A 19300-nucleotide genomic window follows, 5' to 3' on the forward strand; every position below is an offset into this window, starting at 1 on the left:
ACATCCACCAATGGAGCTTGCGCCCGGCCGTGCGCCGGCAAAGGAGTGCGCCATGTCGCGTCTTTCGCAGTGTCGCGGCCCCGCCCGACAGCGCGGGGCCATCGGCTTGATGGCGGCCGCGACCCTCAGCCTCGCGCTGATCCTGATGTTGCTGGTGGTGGACACCGGCCGTCTGTACATGGAACAACGCAAGTTGCAGCGGCTGGTGGATAACGCGGCGCTGGAGGCGGTCAGTCGTGGCGGCAATTGCCTGCCAGGGCTTACAGCGGCCAGTTATGCGGGGCAAAGTGCGACACGCAACGGTTTTGTCACGGACGCGAATAACGTGCTGGTGGTCGACTGCGGCACCCTGGTGACAGCCTCCAGCGGTTTACGCACGTTCAGCGTGGACGCCACCCAGGCGGTGGCGGTCAAGGTCGCGGCCAACCACACCGTGACCACCAGTTTCGCCGGTGGTGTTCAGTCACTCTTCAGCGGCACCCCCTTGAGCCTGAACACCGTGCTCTATGCCTCGGCGGTGGCCGCTCAACCCCAGCCGACCGTGGCCCAGCTGAACATCCGCAGCAACCTGGCCAACATCAGCACCGCTCAGTCGAGCATTCTCAATCCACTGGTCTCCGGACTGCTGGGCGGCAGTGTGAATCTGACGGCGGTGGGCTGGAACGGCCTGCTTAACACCGACATCAACCTGCTCAGTTACCTGAATCAACTGGCGATCAACCTCAATGTCGCCGCCGGCAATTACACCCAGTTGCTCAATACCCAGACCACCGTGACGCAATTGATCCAGGCCGCGATTACGGTGGTCCAGCTCAATGGCGCAACCGCCGACGTGATTACCGCGCTGGGGCAACTGCAAGTGGCGGCGATCAATGCCGCGCCGCTTAAACTTGGCGATATCCTGCAGCTGCAGACCGGCACCACAGCGGCCGGGCTCGACGCCAATCTGCAACTGCTGCAACTGATCCAGGGCGTGATCCAGCTGGCCAACAGCAACAGCGCGGTGGCTGCCACCCTGCCGATCAGCGTGTTGGGGCTGGCGAATGTCACGGTGCGGGTCAAGGTCATCGAGCCGCCGCAGTTTTCCGCCATCGGTGATCCGGCGCTGGCCAAGGCCAACCCCACCGGGCCGAACCGGATTTACGTGCGTACCGCGCAGATCCGCACGATGCTTTCGGTGAATCTGCCGGTATTGTCCGGAGTGACCGGGCTGACCAACGCCGTGCTGGGACTGGTCGGAACCCTGACCCCGACGCTCAATGCGTTGCTCAGTCTGAATCTGGTCGCCACCCTGAATTCGGTGGGTTGCCTGCTCGGCGCCGGTTGCCAGCAATTGGACCCGTTACTGCTGCCCTCGCCGGAAATCGACATCAGCCTCGATGCCGGCGGCGCCATCAGTTACGTCACCGATTACAGCTGCCCGACCGGAAGCAGCGGGACCAAGAGCCTGACGGCCCACACCATCACCTCCGTTGCCGATCTCAAGGTGGGCAAGATTGATCCGACCAACGCCTTTTCTTCATCTGCCGAACCGACGGTCAGCCCGCTGCCGCTGGTGGATCTGGGCACCGTGACCTGCCACAAGATTCTGGGGATCGGCAGTTGTGACGAAAGCACCCACGTGCAATACGGCGCCGGCGGTATCGCGATCATGGTCAACACCAGCGTGGCGCAGAACACTCAGGATCTGGTGTTTTCCAGTGGCACGCCGTTCGCCACGCCACCCAACCTGAAACTGCCGCCGAGCGTGATTTCCGCTGCGCCCACCAGCAATATCGTCAACAGCCTGGCGAGCACGCTGGCGGGAATCAACCTGATCGTCTACAAACCCCAGGGCAGCAATCCGCTGGGGGCGATCATCACCGGCGTTGCCAGCCTGATCAGCGGTGTGACGACAATCCTGCAACCGCTGATCACCAATCTGGTCAGCCCATTGCTCGACCCGCTGCTGAACAACTTGCTCAACGGGCTGGGCATCAATCTGATGGACGTGGACGTCGGCGCCAACATGACCTGTGGCCAGACCGGCAAGGCGTATCTCGTCATCTAGTCATCGGGTGCGATCGGCAGTTCGATGCAGAACCGCGCGCCGTCCGCCGAGTTGCGCACGCTCAGATGGCCGCCCATGTTCTCGATGATTCCGTAACTCACCGACAACCCCAGGCCGGTTCCGACGCCCACCGGTTTGGTGGTGAAGAACGGTTCGAAAATCCGCTCCAGCAGACGCGGATCGATACCGCCGCCGTTGTCCTCGACCCACAGGCGCACCTTTTCTTCATCCCGTTCGGCGTAAATCGAAATCCACGGTTTGAAGCCTGACTCGGACTCGCGCTTGCCCAGCAACGCATCCCGGGCGTTGACCATCAGGTTGATCAGCACCTGTTCCAGTTGATCGACGTAACCGCGCACCTGAACCTCGAACGGGGTTTCACTGATGCGCAAATCCACGCCTTTGCCGCGCATGCCTTCGGCCAGCAGCGACAGCGTGCCTTCGATGGCGCTGGCCGGGTTGAACAGTTGCTGTTCGATCTCCGAACGGCGGCCGAACACCCGCATGTGATCCACCACTTTCGCGGCACGCTGGACCTGGGCGTCGATGCGGTTGAGTTTGTCGGTCAGGTAGTCGATCTGCACATCGCCGTTGCTCAGACGCTTCTGCACGTTGACGATGGCCATGCGCATGACGTTCAGCGGCTGGTTGATTTCATGGGCGAGGCCTGTGGCCATTTCGCCGAGAGTGGCCATTTTCGCGCTCTGGGTGAGTTGCTGCTGGGAGCGGCGCACTTCGGTGTTGTCGCGGCCGACGGCTTGCACTTCGATCAGTTTCCCGTGCTCGTCGAATACGCCACGATCCGACCACACCCACCACGCATGCTCGCGCCCCGGCAATTGCAGGTTGATTTCGGCGGTGCTGACGGGGGACTCCGGGGTCAACAACGCCAGACGCTCGACGAAGTCTGCGCGTTGTACGTCCGACATCCAGCTGCCCAGATTGACCCCGGGTAGTTCTTCGGGCGCGCATTCCAGATAGTTCGCCAGCGGGCGGTTGCCGAAGGTCAGGATCAGGTCCGGGCGATAACGGCAGATCATCGCCGGCGAGTCCTCCACCAGAATCCGGTAGCGTTCTTCACTCTGTCTGACCTGTTCGGCAGCCAGTGTCGCCTCGGTGACGTCCAGCCACAGGCCGACGGCCTCCACCGGCAGCCCGAGGTCGTTGCGCAGCAGGCGGGCCTCGTCGAGCAGCCAGTGGTAATCGCCGCGACTGTCGCGCAGGCGATAGCGGGCGCGTACCGAACCTTCGCGCAACAGCTGCCGGGTCCGCTCGAAATACAGCGCCCGATCATCCGGGTGTATCCGCTCCACCAACGAACCGGCATCGCAGTCTTCCAGGCTCCAGCCCAGCAACGGCTGCAGACTGGCGCTGAAAAACGCCGGCAGCAAGGCCCCTTCGACGTAGTGCTGGACATAGATAACTGCGGGTGAACTGGCGATCAGGTTGTCCAGTCGCGCATGGGCCGCAGCGGCCAGTTGCTGCTGGTTCTTGATGTCGCTGATGTCCAGCATGAAGCCCGCCAGCCGACGGTGATCGCCGGTGCCGCTGACCTGCCCCTGAAGGCGATACCACGCTGGCGTTTGACTGGCGTCAGGTCGGTGCAGGCGCACGCACAGGTCGAGGATTTCGCCGTGCATCTGCAGGGCTTGCAGTCGGCTGCGCACTTCTTCGCGGTCAGCGGGGTGGATCAGGTTCAGCCAATGTTCCAGGGCCAGCGTCGAGCTGTCCTGTTGCAGGGTGACGGTCAGCGTCGGGGCCAGCTGAATGTGTTCGCCACTGCTGCCGATTTCCCACCAGCCGGTGCCCAGCAATGTCTGCAACGACTCGAGGCGCTCCAGTTGCAGCTGATGCTGCTGCTCACGCAAACGCCCGAGCAACGGCCCCGCCAGTGCGCCGGCCAGCATCAGCCAGTCACGGTCGGTCAGATACGGCGCGGTCTTGTCGACTGCGTAAAAGCCGCAGAGCAGCCACGCCATCACGCCTCGATCATCGCTGTAGGGCACGGCGAAACCCTCGGCATTGCCGAACAGCCCCTGCACCCGTGAATGTTCATATTGGCCGTAATGCGCGCCGAGGCGTTGCGGGCCGGTGCCATTGAGACTATCCAGCGGCGTACCGAGGCGCTGGCCGTCGTGCCACAGCGCGGGTGCGTCGTGGGCGTGGAACTGGCAGTGAACCTGCCACACCTGTTCCTGCTCATTGAGCAAGGCGAGCGCCACACAGGGGATCTGCCAGCGCTGGGCGATGATCTGCAGCTGTTCGCTGACGACCACCGGCAGTCGTCCGAGGCTGCAACTGCGCAACTGCTTGCTGATCTGCCCGGCAATCCCTTGGCACGCCTCGCGTTGATGCGCTTGCTGGCGTTCGGACAAGAGGTCGGCAATGTCGATCAGTTGCAGCAGCCAGCCGTTGCCCAGAGGCTGGGCCCAGCCGCGCAGGTGCAGGGTCTGTTCGCCCAGGCCGGGGAAATCCAGGTCCAGCAGCAGCCCTTGCCATTCCTGAGGCCGGCCTTCGATCGCCAGGGTGCTGTGGGGTAGCAGTAAATCGTGCAGCGGCAACGGTTTGTCATGGGGCATCTGCTGTGCCAGCAACAGGCGCAAGGGGCCGGCCATCTGCAATACGACGCCTTCGCCATCGAGGTACAGGTGCAGGCCCGTCGCGGGCGAGCCGAGCACGTCCGGCAGGTCGCCGGCCAGCGGCGCGCGCTTGAGCAGGCGACCGAACAGATTGTCCCCGGCCGTCAAAATTTCAGGCTCGAGCTGGCGGTCAGGTTGGTGGGCAGGCTGGGGACGGCGCCGACGCCCGGCAACACCAGAAACGGAATGACCTGATTGAGTTTGCTGACGGGGTAATTGACGCTGACCGTGAGCGTACCTTGCGTCGAGTCATAGATCGCTGAAGTGTCCACGCCGACCACCACGTTCAGGGCACTGGGCAGGCCTGAAAACTGCTGGGTCAGGGCGGCGTTGGCGGTGTTGACGACAACTGTCGAGTAGTTGGGCGTCGTGGGGTCGACGGCCACACTGCGACGGACCGCTTCAGCGGTGGCCTGATTGAACGTCTGCATCAGTACGAACGGCAGGGCATAGCTGACCAGGCCGTAAAACACCGCGAAAAAGATCACGAACACCAGGGCGAATTCGATCGCCACCGCGCCTTTTTGCGCCTTCCGAGAGCCGGTTTTCATCCGTGCGTCTACCCTGACAGTCACTGCGTAGTATCAGCATAGAATCATTCAGCCAAAACGGACGGTTTTTACCGGATGCAAAGCCTTGTTCTTCTGATCTGGTTGACCTTGTGTGCGGCCCAGGATGCCCGGCAACGAAGGATCGCCAACGCCATGACGTTGGGCGTTGGCGCCCTGGCACTGGTTTATCTGCTGTATTTCGGAACGACCTGGACGGGGGCTGCAGCGGAGCAGGGCGGCTGGGCCTGTCTGGTGGCACTGGCGTTCACCCTGCCGGGGTATTTCATGGGGCGCATGGGCGCCGGCGATGTGAAATTAATGACAGCCCTCGGCCTTGCGACGGACGGTCTGTCGTTGCTCGGGATTTTTATCGGCGCCGGCGTCGCAAGCGTCGTCTGGATCCTGCTGGCGCCAAGAGTCTGGCTGCATATGAGTCAAGGGCTTAGGTATCGTCTTCGATATATGGGGCCATCCATGTCAAAAAAGCTGCCATTTGCGCCGTTCGTGCTGATCGGTTTCCTGCTTGTACTACCTTGGATCCATTAGTCGCCAAACGCCACTAGTCTTATGTACATAGTCGGAAAGTGCGTCTACTTTCAAAGGTACTGGTTATACGGCCAACGGCTGACAGTACAGGAATGGTCAGTTTTGGCCCGGGCATGGAGTGGCACGTGAACAAGCTTACATCTGCGGTAAAAGTCCTCGTTGTCGATGATCAGGCGCTGATCGTCGAGGAACTCTGTGAGTTCCTCGAGAGCAACGGCTATCGCTGTGTCCCCTGCGGGTCCGGCAAAGAGGCCGTCGAGCGTTTTGCCGAAGATCCGGCGATCGGTCTGGTGCTGTGCGATCTGCACATGCCGGACCTCGACGGCATTCAGTTGGTGCAGGAACTGCAGCGACAGGCCGGCAAGGCGCGGGTGTTCGAAGCGATCATGCTCACCGGCCGCGCCGACAAGCAGGATGTGATCAAGGCGTTGCGCGCCGGGATTGCCGACTACTACCAGAAACCGGTCAACCTGGACGAACTGCTCGAAGGCCTGCAGCGTCAGGAGGCGGTGCTGCAGGAGCGGCAGAAAACCCCCTGCAATTGGGGCACCTGAATCAGAAGCTTCAGGACCTGTCGTCGTCCATCGACGATCTGTACCAGGATCTGGACAAGGTGCGCCGCGGGCCGGCTCCCGTCAGTGAGCAGGCATCGGGTGACACCGACGCGCTGGAGATCCCGGCCATCTTCAATCAGTTGTCACCGCGGCAACTGGACGTGGCGCGCCTGGTGGGCAAGGGCCAGACCAACTACCAGATCGCCTGCGAGCTGGGCATCACCGAAAACACCGTCAAGCTTTACGTCTCGCAGGTGCTGCGCCTGACCCACATGCACAACCGCACCCAACTGGCGCTGGCCTTGTCGCCGAGTGCGGCGGCGTTGCGGCAGCGGGTGACCGCGCACTAGTCCGTTGTGCCTGGCCGCCATCGTGCGGCCAGGGACGTCAGTTCTTCCTCTCGATCTTGCCCCCGGCGTCGGGGTCATAGAAGTCGGGGATGTCATATTTGTACTTCTTCAACCAGCGCTGCATGGCCAGTTCACGTTCGGTGGCCGTGGCCGCCTGCGGATCGGGGAGGCGGCCTTGTTGCGGCTTTGCAGCAACAACCAGCCCTCGGTTTCCTGCTGTTGAGCCGAGGCGGGGCCGGCGTCGATGGCCTGCGCACTCAAGGGCAGGCTCAACAGACCCAGACAGCACAATTTCTTGAAGCGGTTCATGGCGCCTCCTTGAAGGTCACTTGATCGTCGCCGGTTGCGGGTCGGCCACTACCGCGACCTGATTGCCGGTGGCAGGTTTTGCCTTGATCGGGGACTTGAGCTTTTCCGCCCGCTCCTGAGCGTCGGTGAACTGTTCCGGGGTCAGATGCGCGCGACTGACGATTTCGGCGGCCTGCTGCCAGTTGTTCTGGTAGATCAGCAGGGTGATCAGGTTCAGCGTCGCCAATTGATTGTTCTGCTTGAGCTCGATGGCCGTGAGGAACTCGAAGCGCGCGTCTTCGAGCCGCAGTTGATTGAGGTACACCACGCCCAGATCGTTGTGGATGTTTTCATTGGTCGGTGCCAGTCGAACGGCCCGTTGCAGGTGCGCCTGGGCCTGGCCATTATCGCCACGGGCGGCATACAGCTGACCCAGACCGTGTTCGGCGTCGGCACTCAGGCAAGTGCCGAGCAGGCCGCGATACAGCGGTTCGGCTTCGCTGCGCCCCAGCAGACGATAGACCTTGGCCTTGCGCAGACGCACCTCCACGAGGTTATCGGGCAGGCCCTGCAGGTTGGCCAGGCTGGCGTGCAGCTTGCCGTCGTTGGCCAGATCATCCACCAGATTCAGCGACAGCTCCTGCTCGGCGCTCAGCTTGCTGCAATTGGTCGGCGCCAGCATGGCGGTCCATGGCGCCTGACCATCGGTTGCGCAACCGCCCAGCAGCAACAGGCTTGCCACCACCATCAGTGCTTTCATCAAACGCTCTCCATGTCAGGACGCAAACGCCCGGGTGATTGCGGTAAATCCGGGGCCTGCCAGTACGATCAGCAAGGCCGGAAACAGGAACAGCATCATGACCACCGACATCTTCGCCGACATCTTCGAGATGTATTCCTGCAAGCGCGTCAGGCGTCGGTCATCCAGCAGTTGCTTGAGCGCCAGCAGCGATTTCATCGCGCCGCCGCCCTGTTGAATCAGTTGTTGCAGGATCACGCAGGTGTCGGTGAATTCATCCACCGCCAGCATCACCGCCGCCTTGTTCAGTTCCTGGCCCAGCTCCAGCCCCGAATCGACGCGGGCGAGGATCAGGCGCAATTCGCTGGTCAGTTCCGGCAGCAGTTTCTGGCCCTCGATGCTCAGCACGCGCAATGCCTGTTCGACCGCCATGCCGGACTCGAACAGGATGCGCAGCAGAGGAATGAACGTCGAAACCTCCACCGAAATGATTTTCTGCCGCCGGGCGGCGGCATACGCCAGCAGGCGCTTGGGCAGCAGGTAGCCCAAACCGGTGGCGAACATCGGCACCAGCCAGCCCTTGGACGCCTGGGGAAAGAACACTTCCTGCAGAAACAAACCGATGCCCAGTGCCAGTAACGGCGTGCCGATCTGGCACGCGGCGAACAGCGAGCGCTCGCTGGCCCGGCGCCAGCCGAGACGGTTGAGCAGGGTCTGGGTTTCGCTGTCCATGCTCACCGAACGCTGGCCGAACCGGCTGTTGCCCAGCGCTCGCAACAAGGTGCGCAAACGGCTCTCGCGCACCAGATGGCCCTGCAGGCGCTGGTTGACCTGACGTACCCGGCGACGTTCGGTCAGCAAATGGTTGCCGACCAGCAACAGCGCCCCGAGCAGCAGCATGAGACTGGCCAGGATCACCATCTCAGACACTCCTCAACATGCGCCACAGCGCCAGGCTGCCGATGACCTGCAACACCACCGCGATGATCAGCATGGTCTGGCCGCCGGGGTCTTTCCACATGCCGAGCATGTAACCGGGATTGGTCAGCATGAAGTAGCTGACGATGATCACCGGCAGCGATCCCAGCACCCACGCGGTCAGGCGGGTTTCGCCGGTCAGGGCACGCAACTGGCGGGCGCCCTGATCGCGTTCGCGGATCAGCTTGATCAGGTTTTCCAGCAACTCGCTGGCGTTGCCGCCGTAGCGATAGTTGACCTTCAGGCCCAGGGCGAACATGCGCAGTTCGTCCTGTTCGTAGAGCTCGGCGAAGTCGCTCACCGCATCCGGCAGGTTCACCCCCAGTTGCACGTTGCGCTGCACCCGGCCCATTGCGATCTTCAGCGGATCCTCGCTGGAGTCGATGCCGCCCAGCACCGCGTCGTTCAGGGTGCGCCCGGATTTGAGGCTGCGCACGGTGTGGTCCAGCAACTGCGGCAGTTGCTCGATCATGCGGTTGAGCCGACGGCGATACAGCCACGCGATGTACAGGCGCAACACCAGGGGCGGCGCCAGCATCATGATCAGCAGGCCGATCCACTCGGCGGTCAGGTAACCCAGCATCATCGCGATGGCCCATAACGCCAGCCACAACCCCAGACGCTCGCCGGGGCGGCCCAGGCCAGCCCGCAGGAACATGCGTTCGAGGCCCGTCCAAGTAGTTTTGCCGGGCGCTGTCTGCGGTTGCCCGGCGGCCAGTCGGGTGAGCACCCGTTCGTTGGCGGTCTTGCGCACGCCATGCAGGAACAGGCGAATCGACAGCCCCAGCAGCATCAGGCAAATGACGATGAGAATCACCGGCCCCATCATGACGAAAGCTCCATGTGCTCAGCCCAGGCTCGACTCGTGCCGCAACTTGTCGCCGGCTGGATTGACCGCTTCGCGCAGGAAGCCGAACCCGGTGCGTCGATCGAGGCGGAACAACGTGTTGGTGACGTAGATGTCTTCGCGCACGCCGACCACTTCCACCACCTCGCTCACGCAGCGGCGGCCGTCGGGCATGCGGGTCAACTGGATGATCATGTCGAGTGCGGCACAGATCATTTGCCGCAACGTGCGCTCGGCCACCGTGCGACCGGTCAGGCCGACCAGGGTTTCCAGACGCAGCAACGCATCCTGGGCATTGTTGGCGTGGACCGTGCTCATCGAACCGTCGTGACCGGTGTTCATCGCCGTGAGCACGTCGAGCACTTCGACGCCACGGATCTCGCCGAGGATGATCCGGTCCGGGCGCATCCGCAGGGCGTTGCGGATCAGGTCGCTGGCCTTGACCTCGCCATGTCCCTCGGCGTTCGGCGGCCGGGTTTCCAGGCGCACCACGTGCGGGTGGCCGAGCTGCAGTTCGGCGACGTCTTCGATGGTCACCAGCCGTTCATGGGGGTTGATCAACTGACTGAGAATGTTCAGCAACGTAGTCTTGCCGGTGCCGGTGCCGCCGCTGATCAGGATGTTGCAGCGTTTGCCCACGGCCTCCTGGAAGCAATCGAAGATCGCCAGGTCGATGGTCTGCATGGCGATCAGGTCGCTGCTCTTGAGCATGTCCTTGCGGAATTTTCGAATCGACAGACACGGCCCGTCGAGGGCGATCGGCGGGATGATCGCGTTGACCCGGCTGCCGTCGGGCAGGCGCGCATCGACCATCGGCGACGACTCGTCGAGCCGTCGCCCGAGCGGCGCGAGAATGCGCTGCATGACCCGTTCGACGTGGTGCGCATCGATGAAGCGCAAGTCGCTCTGGTGCAGCACGCCGTCGCGTTCGATGAATACCCGGTGCGGCCCGTTGACCAGGATTTCGGTCACGGCGCTGTCGCGCAGCAACACTTCCAGCGGGCCGAAACCGGTCAGTTCATCGACGATTTCTTCCGCCAGCCGCTCCATCTCGTAACGTGAAATCGCCAGGTGCAGACGGGCGATGTATTCGGCGACCTTGTCGGTGACGAACTGCGCCAGCAACTGCCGCGAACCTTCGAGCAGGTTTTTCCCGGACTCCTCGATGGCATCGATGATGTAGCGATGCAGGACCAGTTTCAGGCCTTCGTGGTCGGTGTTGCCCGACTGACCGCGAGCCGGGGCACCGAAGAGTTTTTCCGGACTCATGAGCTGCCCCGCAACCGGTCGAACCAGGTGACCTTGGGTTTGGCCAGGCCCTCGGAACGCTTGGCCAGACGCTCGCCAAGTGCGCGCAGGCTCTGGGTGAGTTTTTCCCGGGGGCCAGTTCAAACAGGCTGACGCCCTGATTCTTGGCATTCAGGCGCAGTTCCGGGCTCAGGGCCAGCACGGCGATCACCTCCAGATTGAAGGTCTTGCCGAGGGTGTCCGCATCCGGTGCGACGTTGCTCAGATAGCGGTCGACCAACAGCCGTCCGTGATCGAGCTTCATGCCTTTTTCCCGCCACAGGTTGAACATTGCCAGGTTGCGCCGGCAATTGAGCACATTCTGGTCGGTGTACCAGATCAGCTTGTCGCAATGGCTGACAAAGGTGCGCAAGGCTTCGCTGTCAGGCTGGCCGGTGAGGTTCACGACAATGTGCTGGAAGTGCTGGCGCAAGGCACTGAGCAACATGTACAGCTCGGCAGCGCTGGTGCTTTCCAGCGGCTCGTCATTGTCGGCGTACGCGAGAATCCGCAGCCCGGATTCGGCGCTGGTGAAGGCGCTGTCGATCAGCGTTGCGTCGAGCCTGCGCAAGTGGCGCAAGGCATCGCCGAAGTGGAACGAGCTCTCCAGCCCCAGCAGCGCCAGACTGTCGCCACGGGGCAGGCCGAGGTCCAGCAGCAGCGTCTGTTGCCCGCTCTTTTGCACCACCAGCGCCATATGGTTGGACAACAGCGCGCCGTCGGAACTGCTCTGCACACCGTACAGAACCGTCAGGCCACCCAGTTGCGTGTTGTGGGTCACCGGCGGCATGCGTTTGCTCAGGCGGCGTACCAGCCCGGCCACTTCGCTGGAGCGCGAACCGTAGGCGACAAAATCCCGTGCGCCGGCGCGCATGGCGTTGAGCACCAACTGATTGTCCATGCCGTCGCCGAGGGCGACGATCGCCAGCATCGGCTTGGCCTCCAGCGCGCCCTCGATCAGAGCGCTTTGCGCCACCACATGTTCACGGTCGAGGCCGACGAACACCAGGCTGGCGAAGGTGACATCCACCAGCGCGAGCAATTCATCGAGGCTGCCCGTACCGGCGCTGACCACTTGCCCCAGCGGCGCGAGCGCACTTTGCAGCCATTCCAGATCGGTGCTGTTGCGGGTGATGGCGAGAAAGGTCTGGCTCAGGCTCTGGCTCATTGGGACAACCCGCTGCGCTTGTCGAAGTTGCCGTTTTCCATGAAAAACATGCGATAGAAGTTCGGGTCGTAGTTGCGCAGTTTTTCTCCCGGCAGCGACGGCAGTTGCGCCTCCGCCGACAGTGGACGCACCAGATGCGGGGTGACGATCATCAGCAGCTCGCGCTCTTCTCGCTTGATCTGCGAGCTTTTGAAAAACGCCCCGAGCACCGGGATATCGCCGAGCCCCGGAAACTTGTCGACCTGGGAACTGTTGGTGGTGCTGATCAAACCGCTGATGACAAAGCTCTCGCCATCGGCCAGGGAAATGCTGGTGTCGGTGCGGCGGATGGTCAGGGCCGGTACCGTGGTGCCGGCGATTTGCACGGAGTTACTGAAGTCCAGTTCGCTGACTTCCGGTGCGACTTTCAGGGCGATGCGGTCGTGGCTGATGATCGTGGGCGTCAGGGTCAGGCGGATGCCGAACTCCTTGTATTCGATGGATACGCTGTCGCTGCCGGCGCTGGGGACCGGGATCGGGATCTGGCCGCCGGCCAGGAAGCTCGCGCTCTGCCCGTTCAGCGCCACCAGGCTTGGCCGCGCGAGGGTGTAGGCGAAGCCGCTGCCTTCAAGGGCGTTGATGATCGCCATGGTATTGCCGCCGATCCACGAGAAGTTGAACAGCGAGTTGTCCACCGGCAGTCGCGGCTGCGGCACGCCATCGATGGGCGGCAGTGTCCCGGGGGAGCCGAACAGGAAGTTGCCGCGGGTGCCGATCAGCTTGGCCGAGGCCTGCTTGAGTTTGGTGCGGCTGACTTCAACGAAACGAATGTCGGTCTGTACCTGCGAAGGCAGCTGCGCGTCATCTGAAGGCAACGGACCGGCGCCGGTGAGGGCGTTCGTGGCAGCGCCCTGGACAAATACCATGCTCTGGCGCGGCTCGCTGGAGCAGCCGGTCCAGACCATCAGGCTGGTGGCGCCGGGGGCTACACCCGTGAGCAGGAACGACGAGTTGCCGGTGGCGTGCACGTCGGCGATTTTCGGATCGCCGATGGCCAGGCGCGTGATTGCCACCGGCGATTGCAGATCCTTTTGCCAGCCTTCATTGACTTCGATTACCGGCGGCAGTCGGCTCAGGGCCGAACAGTTGCCGGTGGCAGCCTGCGCGGCATTGATCGACAGTCCCGTCAACAGCAAGGCCCGGAGCAGGGGATTGAAGGTCGGCCAGAAACGACTCTGCATGCACTTGGATCCTTGCTCTGTCATGGATTCTGTTGGGTGATCTGATTGCCGCGAATCACTTCCACCGCCGGCCGCACTGCGCCGCTGTGCTCGCCACTGGACGGAATTTTCGGCGCAGCACCCAGCGCAAGTTGGGTGAACTGGAAGAGTTGGCTGTTGGCGGCCACCAGTTTGTCCGGTGCCTGGTTTTCACCGGCCCAGTACTTGGCCAGACGTTGTTCTTCGCTGCTGCGCACCGCCAGGCGCAACGTCCCGACCTGGGTGGCGAGCATCATCCGGCTCAGCAGTTGTTCCGGCACCGCCAGCACCACGGTGCGCGCGGTGAGTCGGCGCTGATCCTGTTTGAGCTTGTCGTCGGCGCTCAGCGTGGGTGTGGCCGGCTGACCGTCGTTGGTCAGGCCGTACTGTTCGCCGACGCCGAGTACGCGCATCGCCGGCACCACGATCTGCGCCGACTGTTGCGGGTTGCTGGCGTCCTGGCGCAGGTACAGCAACACATCGACGTAATCGCCGGGAATCAGTTGCCCGGCGGCACCGATGACTTCATCGACCGACACCGCCAGCGCGCGCTCGTCGCTGTGGATCATGCGCGCCAGCGCGCCGCCGGCCTCGAAGCTTTCAGCGTTGAGCCAGGTGCCGGCACTCAGGTGACGCCACGGTGTGCGGCCCACGGCCTGATCGATTGCACTCAGGCTGCCGGCGGGGGCGCTGCGCAGTTTTTCGATGGCCAGGTCGGCGGCGGTGAGGGGGTGAATGGCGGGACGTCATGCACCAGCACCACCACAGGCTGGCGGGTCTGGTCTTCGGCGGCGGCGACGGTCTTTTCCACGGTGACCACTGCCGGCGCGGGCGCCTCGGCAACCGGCGCCGGTTGCCGGCTGAGCACCAGGCCCCAGTAGCCGACGACGATAGCCCCCAGCAGAAGCACGGCGGCAAGACCCATGGTGACACGACTGTTCATGACGGCTCTCCCTTTCCTGCTGCACTACCAGCCCGCACTTCCAACCAAGGGAACATCGCAATCAGGCAGCTATGAACATCCAACTATTTCGCTATTTCCACGCTAGCTGAAACAAGCCAAAACGCCATTACTGTCCGGTAAATAACCTACGAAAGTATGGGTGTTGGCCAATTAGCAGTCGAAATCCGGGGATCGACGAAGCAATTAACGCTTTGTGATTAATCCGTTCTTACAGTTGTTGACGGGGGCTTTGTTGACAATGCTCAGATAGCACGGTGGAAGCTTTGCCGCTGTCGCGACATCGGCGCCATGGGCGCAAAGGAGTGGACGTATGATTCTCGATTATCTGCTGGCCAGGGCCCGTTTGTTTTTCAAGAGTGAGGAAGGGGCTTCGGCTATCGAGTACGCGATCGTGGTAGCGATGGTGGCGGTGGTGGTCGTGGTGTTCGTGACACCGATGGGCACCAAGGTCTTCAATATTTTCAGCGCGATCCTGACCTCGCTCGGTGGCACTGCCCCGACCAAGCCCGGCATACCTTGACCGAACGCACTCTCCCTCTGTCGATGCCTGTCTGCTGCCGAGCAGGAGCGTTCAGGCATTGCCCCGATCATTGGCTTTCCGGTGCCCGGAAAATCCCGGGCATGAAGGAGAATGTCCATGCTCTTCGAATACCTGATGATGCGTGCCCGGTCGTTCCTGGCAAGCACCGAAGCCGCGTCGGCCATCGAGTACGCAATTGTGGTGGCAATGGTTGCCATTGTGGTTGTGGTGTTCGTGACGCCGGTAGGTGCCAAGGTGCTGGCGATCTTCAACAACATCCTCGTGGCCCTGGGCGGTACGGCACAGACTGCGCCGACGCAGTTACCCTGACTCGATGGGTGGCGAATCTCGCACTACACTCGGTTCCACCTTCAGCTTCTCAGGGATTGACCAATGACTGCTTCTTCACTGCCCCGCCAACAGTTGCTTCTGGTTGACGATGAAGAGGACGCATTGCTGGAGTTGGCGGAGTTGCTGGAGGGCGAGGGCTTCGTCTGTCATACCGCGACCTCGGTGAAGCTCGCTCTGCATCATCTGACCCGCCATCCAGACATCGCCCTGGTGATCACCGACCTGCGCATGCCGGAGGAAAGTGGCATGTCGCTGATCAAACGTCTTCGTGAACATACCTCGCGCCAGCACCTGCCGGTGATCGTGACCTCGGGACATGCGGATATGGAGGACGTCAGCGACATGCTGCGCCTGCAAGTGCTGGATCTGTTCCGCAAGCCGATCTATCACGTGCGGCTGCTGGAAACCCTGGACAACCTGTTTCCCAAGCCCAAGGTCAATGTTTCCTGAATCCTGAGACCGCTGCAGTGACCGTCAGTGGTCTCAAGGCTGACGGTCACTGCGAAAGAACTTCAATCCGACGCCCGATGGCTACAGCTGATAGCTGAAACTGATGCTGTAGCGCGGTCGGCGGTTGTAGGTATCCAGCGCTTCATCCGACATGGGTTTGGCCGCTTCCAGGGCGATGTTGTAGTACTTGGCATCGCCAAATCGGAGGCCCACGGCTGCCGATGACAGGCTGTTGGCCTGCACCGGCAACTGGTTGAACCAGCTGCGGGAGCGGTCGAGCACAACGTAGGGTTGCAGGATGCGCACCCAGTTGCCGTCGCGGTTGAAGCTGTAGTTGACCTCGTAAGCCACGCCCCAGCCCTTGTCGCCGGACGCCTGATCGTCCGGGTAGCCACGGCCGAAATTCTGCCCGCCAAACACCGCGCGCTCGCTGTCGGGCAGGGTGTCGTCGGTCCAGTACAGCGCGCCGGACAGCACGCCTTGCCAGTTATCGAAGAACTTGTCGCTCTGCACCCCGGAAAGGCGCAGGCGCAGGAAGTTGAGATCGATGGCGCTGTTGTTGGTGTGCGCCCCCATGCTGTCCAGCCCTTGATAGATGCCGCCGCTGAGAATCCGCAACTGGCGGGCGTCGGCCTTGCGCCAGTCGCTTTCGAAGGCGAGGGCGCGGATGTCGGTGCGTTCTTCGACACTCAAGGGGTAGCCGATGACGTTATAGCGGGTCTTGTCATTGACCGCGTACAGGCGCGCTCCGGCGGTCAGCAGTTCGTTCGAGGCGGCAATCAGCGGCAGGCTGAAGCCGACCGAGTAACGGTCGTTCTCGCGGTGGGGTTTGAGCTCCAGGCCATTGTCCAGCGCGACGTTGGTGCCGGGGTCGGCACGGTAGCGCGAGGCGGACAGATTCAGCTGTGTACCTTCGGCGTCGAGGAACTGGCTGTAGTCCAGACGGTAGTAATGCTCGTGATCCTTTCCCGGTGGAAACAGCCCGCTGAGCGTCAGCTGTTCGCCCATCGACGTCTGTGAGTTGCTGCTCACACCGAGCAGGGCCTGAGTACCCTTGCGGTTGTCTTCGGTGGTGCTCAGAGAACTGGTGAAAGGTTTGCGGCTGGCCTGGGCGACCAGCGTGGTCGCGCCATCGGTGGTCCCCGGGGGTGGCACCTGGGCCTGGATCGTGACGCCGGGAATGCGGGTCATCAGTGTGGTGTAGCGTTCGAAAGTCTTGCGGGTCAGAGGACGTTCAGCCTGGATTTTCGCCGCCAGCCTGTCGAGCAGCCCCTTGACCCGGCCCACGTCGCCCTGCACTTGCACATCCCGCACATAGCCTTCCACCAGCACCACGCGCGCCACACCGTTATCGAAATTCTGTTTCGGCAGGAAGGCGTAGGACAGCAGGTAACCGTCGTTCTGGTAGCGTCGGGTGATATTGCGGGTGGCTTCGATCAGGTCGGCGAGGCTGGATTCATGGCCGATCAGAGGCTTGTAGATCTCTGCCAGCTCGTTGAGCGGGTAGAGCGTCCCCCTTCGATCTGCACGGTTTTCAGGTTGATCTTCGTGCCCATCATCAACGGCTCGGCCGCTGCGGCACCGGGCTCCGGGACCTGCAGCGGCGCCGCGCTTGGCCGGTAGGCGTCGGCAGGCAGGTTCGGCACCGGCAGGTTGCGGATGGTTTCGTTACTGTTCAGAAAGCTGGGAAGGGTGTCGGCGAGGGCTGTGGAACTGAGACTGAGCAACAGCAGGGATGCCATTACGCGCATAGGACACTCCATGTTCAAACCGCAGCACCGGGCAGGGTTTTCCTAAGAAAAAAGCGGAAGACTCACGGGAATCTTCCGCCCTCAACCAAGCGTAGGCGCTGTAGGTTCGGCCGTCGAATCGGCCAGGTGCAATTCAGCGTTTATTGCCGCCCAGCGCACCGGTCAGGCCACCGAGCACTCCGCCCAGCCCGCCGCCGACGCCAGTGCCCGTACCGGTACCGGTGCCACCGGTTGATGCGCCACCGTTGACCAGCCCGCCGACCGCCGCCACGGTACCGCCCACGTTGCTGACCAGCCCACCGACGGCGGTGGTGACCGGGTTGTTGGTGGCGGCGATGGCGCCACCGAGATTACCCACCGCACCGCCCACCTGGCTGGTGATGCCGGCCACCGGAGCACCGAGGCCGGTGGCGCTGCCGACGTTCTGGGTCAGGTTGGTGACAGCGCTGGTGACTGGCGCGAGCCCGCCACCGACGCCGCTGCCCAGGCTGGCCAGAGGCGTAGTAGGGCTGGTGATCGGCGAGCCTGAACCACCGAGCACGGTGTTGAGCGAAGCCACGGTATTGCCGGTCGAGACCAGCACGTTGCCCGGTGCGCCGAGTGTGCTGTTGCCTGCACCCAGCCCGGCGCCGACGTTGACCACGGCGCCGCCGACGGTTTGCAGCAGGCCATTGTTGCCGACACCGCCGAGCCCGCCACCCACGCCGGTGCCCGATCCGGTGCCGTTGTCCACCAGGCCGCCGGCCTTGCCGACGGTGGTGCCGACATTGCTCAGCGCGCCGCCGACGGTGTTGGTCAGGGCGTTGCCGTTACCGGCCGCGGCGACGTTGCCGCCCACGCCGCTGACGGTGCTGCCGACTTTCTGCAGAACGCCGTTCAATGGCGCACCCAGTCCGGTCGCGCTGCCCAGTTTGTCGGTGGTGCTTTCGACCATGGCGATCACCGGCACGAGACCGTTGCCGACGTCCTTGGTCACCGAGCCGAGTGGTCCGGTCGTTGTGGCCGTGCTCAGGGTATCGCCGAGCATGGTGACTTTTTCACCCACCCCGTTGAGCAACGGCGCAACTTGGGTCACTACACCGCCGACCACGGGAACGCTGCCGGTGGCGGTGGCCAGCTTGCCGCTCAGGTCCGATACGCCGTTGCCGACATCCTGCACCACGCCGCCGACCGCGGAGGCGGTGACGCCCAGGCCGTTGTCGGTGGTGCCGAGTTTGCCGAGGCCGTTGGCTACGCCGTCGCCCAATGTGGTGACCACGTTGCCTGCGGTTTTGGCGGCGCTTTGCACGACACCGCCGACGACAGGCACGCTACTGAGCGAGTCGCCGACCTGACCGACGCCGCTGCCGACGCCGGCAACGGTGGTGCCGACATCCTGCACCAGGGTCGAGGTGACCAGTGGCGTTGGTGTGCTCGGGTTGGTGGGGTTCGTCGGATTCGTCGGGTTGGTTGGATTGGTTGGATTGGTTGGATTGGTGGGGTTGGTTGGATCTGTCGTTCCGGTGCCACCTGTTCCACCAGTACCTGCCGTTCCACCGGTGCCGGTGCCACCTGTTCCGCCAGTGCCGGTGCCGGTGCCAGTGTCAGTGCCGGTACCCGAACCCGAACCGGATGTTCCGCCAGTGCCGGCGGTGGAACTGTCCGGAGTCGAGCTGCTGGAGCTGCTGTGATGACCGCCACCGCCGCTGCTGCAGCCGGCCAGGCCGAGGGAGAGAATCAATGCCAGTGCTGTTGCCGATTTGCACCACACTTGGGTTTTCATGATGGTAATTCCTTGCACCTGTCACAACGTTCGTTGTCTTCGATGGCCCGCCGATTCTGCCGCCGGCAATGCCTTCGCCCGTTGTGCTCATATCAATCGCAAGGCTGGATCCACACCATTCTCGACTTGGTATTAACGCCTTTATATAGATCGGTGAACCTGCTGCTTAACGACTAATGCCGAGGATATAAACGCGCAAAAAAAGCCTTGAAAATCAAGGCTTGGTGTTTGACTTGCGGGCGGGTGGCGCCCGTAAAAACTTAAGTT

Annotated in this window: 13 protein-coding genes and 5 pseudogenes; 6 read left to right on the forward strand and 12 right to left on the reverse strand. The window is 62.7% G+C overall.

Annotated elements, in window-relative coordinates:
• Nucleotides 1-52: 52 nt before the first annotated feature.
• The gene (locus tag R1A29_RS02740) at nucleotides 53-2050 is read left to right on the forward strand and encodes a pilus assembly protein TadG-related protein (protein ID WP_438300587.1); all 1998 of its coding nucleotides are present in this window, start codon (nucleotides 53-55) and stop codon (nucleotides 2048-2050) included.
• Here the strand turns inward: R1A29_RS02740 and R1A29_RS02745 are convergent.
• Nucleotides 2047-4797: a PAS domain-containing sensor histidine kinase gene (locus tag R1A29_RS02745; RefSeq protein ID WP_438300588.1), complete on the reverse strand. Its 2751-nt coding sequence runs from the start codon at nucleotides 4795-4797 to the stop codon at nucleotides 2047-2049. The genes R1A29_RS02740 and R1A29_RS02745 overlap by 4 nt on opposite strands.
• Nucleotides 4794-5240 (reverse strand): TadE/TadG family type IV pilus assembly protein, encoded by a 447-nt coding sequence (locus tag R1A29_RS02750; protein WP_432218473.1) that lies wholly within the window; start codon nucleotides 5238-5240, stop codon nucleotides 4794-4796. Before R1A29_RS02750 ends, R1A29_RS02745 begins: the two co-directional genes overlap by 4 nt.
• A 75-nt stretch (nucleotides 5241-5315) precedes the next feature.
• On the opposite strand from R1A29_RS02750, the gene R1A29_RS02755 reads away from it, so the two are divergent.
• Both R1A29_RS02755 and R1A29_RS02760 read left to right on the forward strand, forming a co-directional pair.
• Nucleotides 5316-5786 carry an A24 family peptidase gene (locus R1A29_RS02755; protein WP_438300589.1) on the forward strand — a complete coding sequence of 157 codons (471 nt, stop codon included), beginning with the start codon at nucleotides 5316-5318 and terminating at the stop codon, nucleotides 5784-5786.
• A gap of 125 nt (nucleotides 5787-5911) precedes the next feature.
• Nucleotides 5912-6690: pseudogene (locus R1A29_RS02760) on the forward strand (response regulator).
• Nucleotides 6691-6727: 37 nt separating this feature from the next.
• On the opposite strand, the pseudogene R1A29_RS02765 reads toward R1A29_RS02760, so the two are convergent.
• The 8 genes and pseudogenes from R1A29_RS02765 to cpaB form a co-directional block, all read right to left on the reverse strand.
• Nucleotides 6728-6999, reverse strand: a pseudogene (locus R1A29_RS02765) (DUF3613 domain-containing protein).
• Between the two features lie 16 nt (nucleotides 7000-7015).
• Complete coding sequence (locus tag R1A29_RS02770; RefSeq protein ID WP_085711250.1) at nucleotides 7016-7738, reverse strand: tetratricopeptide repeat protein; 723 nt, start codon at nucleotides 7736-7738, stop codon at nucleotides 7016-7018.
• A 15-nt stretch (nucleotides 7739-7753) separates the two neighbouring features.
• The gene (locus R1A29_RS02775; RefSeq protein ID WP_438300590.1) at nucleotides 7754-8638 is read right to left on the reverse strand and encodes a type II secretion system F family protein; all 885 of its coding nucleotides are present in this window, start codon (nucleotides 8636-8638) and stop codon (nucleotides 7754-7756) included.
• Nucleotide 8639: 1 nt separating this feature from the next.
• The gene (locus R1A29_RS02780; protein WP_438300591.1) at nucleotides 8640-9524 is read right to left on the reverse strand and encodes a type II secretion system F family protein; all 885 of its coding nucleotides are present in this window, start codon (nucleotides 9522-9524) and stop codon (nucleotides 8640-8642) included.
• An 18-nt stretch (nucleotides 9525-9542) separates the two neighbouring features.
• The gene (locus tag R1A29_RS02785) at nucleotides 9543-10811 is read right to left on the reverse strand and encodes a CpaF family protein (protein WP_085711253.1); all 1269 of its coding nucleotides are present in this window, start codon (nucleotides 10809-10811) and stop codon (nucleotides 9543-9545) included.
• Nucleotides 10808-11997: pseudogene (locus tag R1A29_RS02790) on the reverse strand (AAA family ATPase). The gene R1A29_RS02785 and the pseudogene R1A29_RS02790 overlap by 4 nt, the downstream one beginning before the upstream one ends.
• Entirely contained in the window at nucleotides 11994-13217 is a 1224-nt protein-coding gene (locus tag R1A29_RS02795) for a type II and III secretion system protein family protein (RefSeq protein WP_438300592.1), read from the reverse strand. The pseudogene R1A29_RS02790 and the gene R1A29_RS02795 overlap by 4 nt, the downstream one beginning before the upstream one ends.
• Nucleotides 13218-13237: 20 nt before the next feature.
• Nucleotides 13238-14178, reverse strand: a pseudogene (cpaB, locus tag R1A29_RS02800) (Flp pilus assembly protein CpaB).
• Between the two features lie 331 nt (nucleotides 14179-14509).
• Between cpaB and R1A29_RS02805 the strand changes: the two are divergent.
• The 3 genes from R1A29_RS02805 to R1A29_RS02815 all read left to right on the forward strand — a co-directional run bounded on the left by R1A29_RS02805 (nucleotide 14510) and on the right by R1A29_RS02815 (nucleotide 15520).
• Entirely contained in the window at nucleotides 14510-14719 is a 210-nt protein-coding gene (locus tag R1A29_RS02805; protein ID WP_085711257.1) for a Flp family type IVb pilin, read from the forward strand.
• Between the two features lie 117 nt (nucleotides 14720-14836).
• Complete coding sequence (locus R1A29_RS02810) at nucleotides 14837-15049, forward strand: Flp family type IVb pilin (protein ID WP_085711258.1); 213 nt, start codon at nucleotides 14837-14839, stop codon at nucleotides 15047-15049.
• Nucleotides 15050-15112: 63 nt separating this feature from the next.
• Nucleotides 15113-15520, forward strand: a complete 408-nt coding sequence (locus tag R1A29_RS02815) for a response regulator (RefSeq protein ID WP_096819712.1) — start codon at nucleotides 15113-15115, stop codon at nucleotides 15518-15520.
• A gap of 81 nt (nucleotides 15521-15601) precedes the next feature.
• Here R1A29_RS02815 and R1A29_RS02820 read toward each other — a convergent pair.
• Both R1A29_RS02820 and R1A29_RS02825 read right to left on the reverse strand, forming a co-directional pair.
• A pseudogene (locus R1A29_RS02820) lies at nucleotides 15602-17271 on the reverse strand (ShlB/FhaC/HecB family hemolysin secretion/activation protein).
• 133 nt (nucleotides 17272-17404) lie between these two features.
• Nucleotides 17405-19033 (reverse strand): collagen-like triple helix repeat-containing protein, encoded by a 1629-nt coding sequence (locus tag R1A29_RS02825; RefSeq protein ID WP_438300593.1) that lies wholly within the window; start codon nucleotides 19031-19033, stop codon nucleotides 17405-17407.
• Between the last annotated feature and the right edge of the window lie 267 nt (nucleotides 19034-19300).

It is taken from the genome of Pseudomonas sp. NMS19W (assembly GCF_051554255.1).
GTDB lineage: Bacteria > Pseudomonadota > Gammaproteobacteria > Pseudomonadales > Pseudomonadaceae > Aquipseudomonas > Aquipseudomonas kribbensis.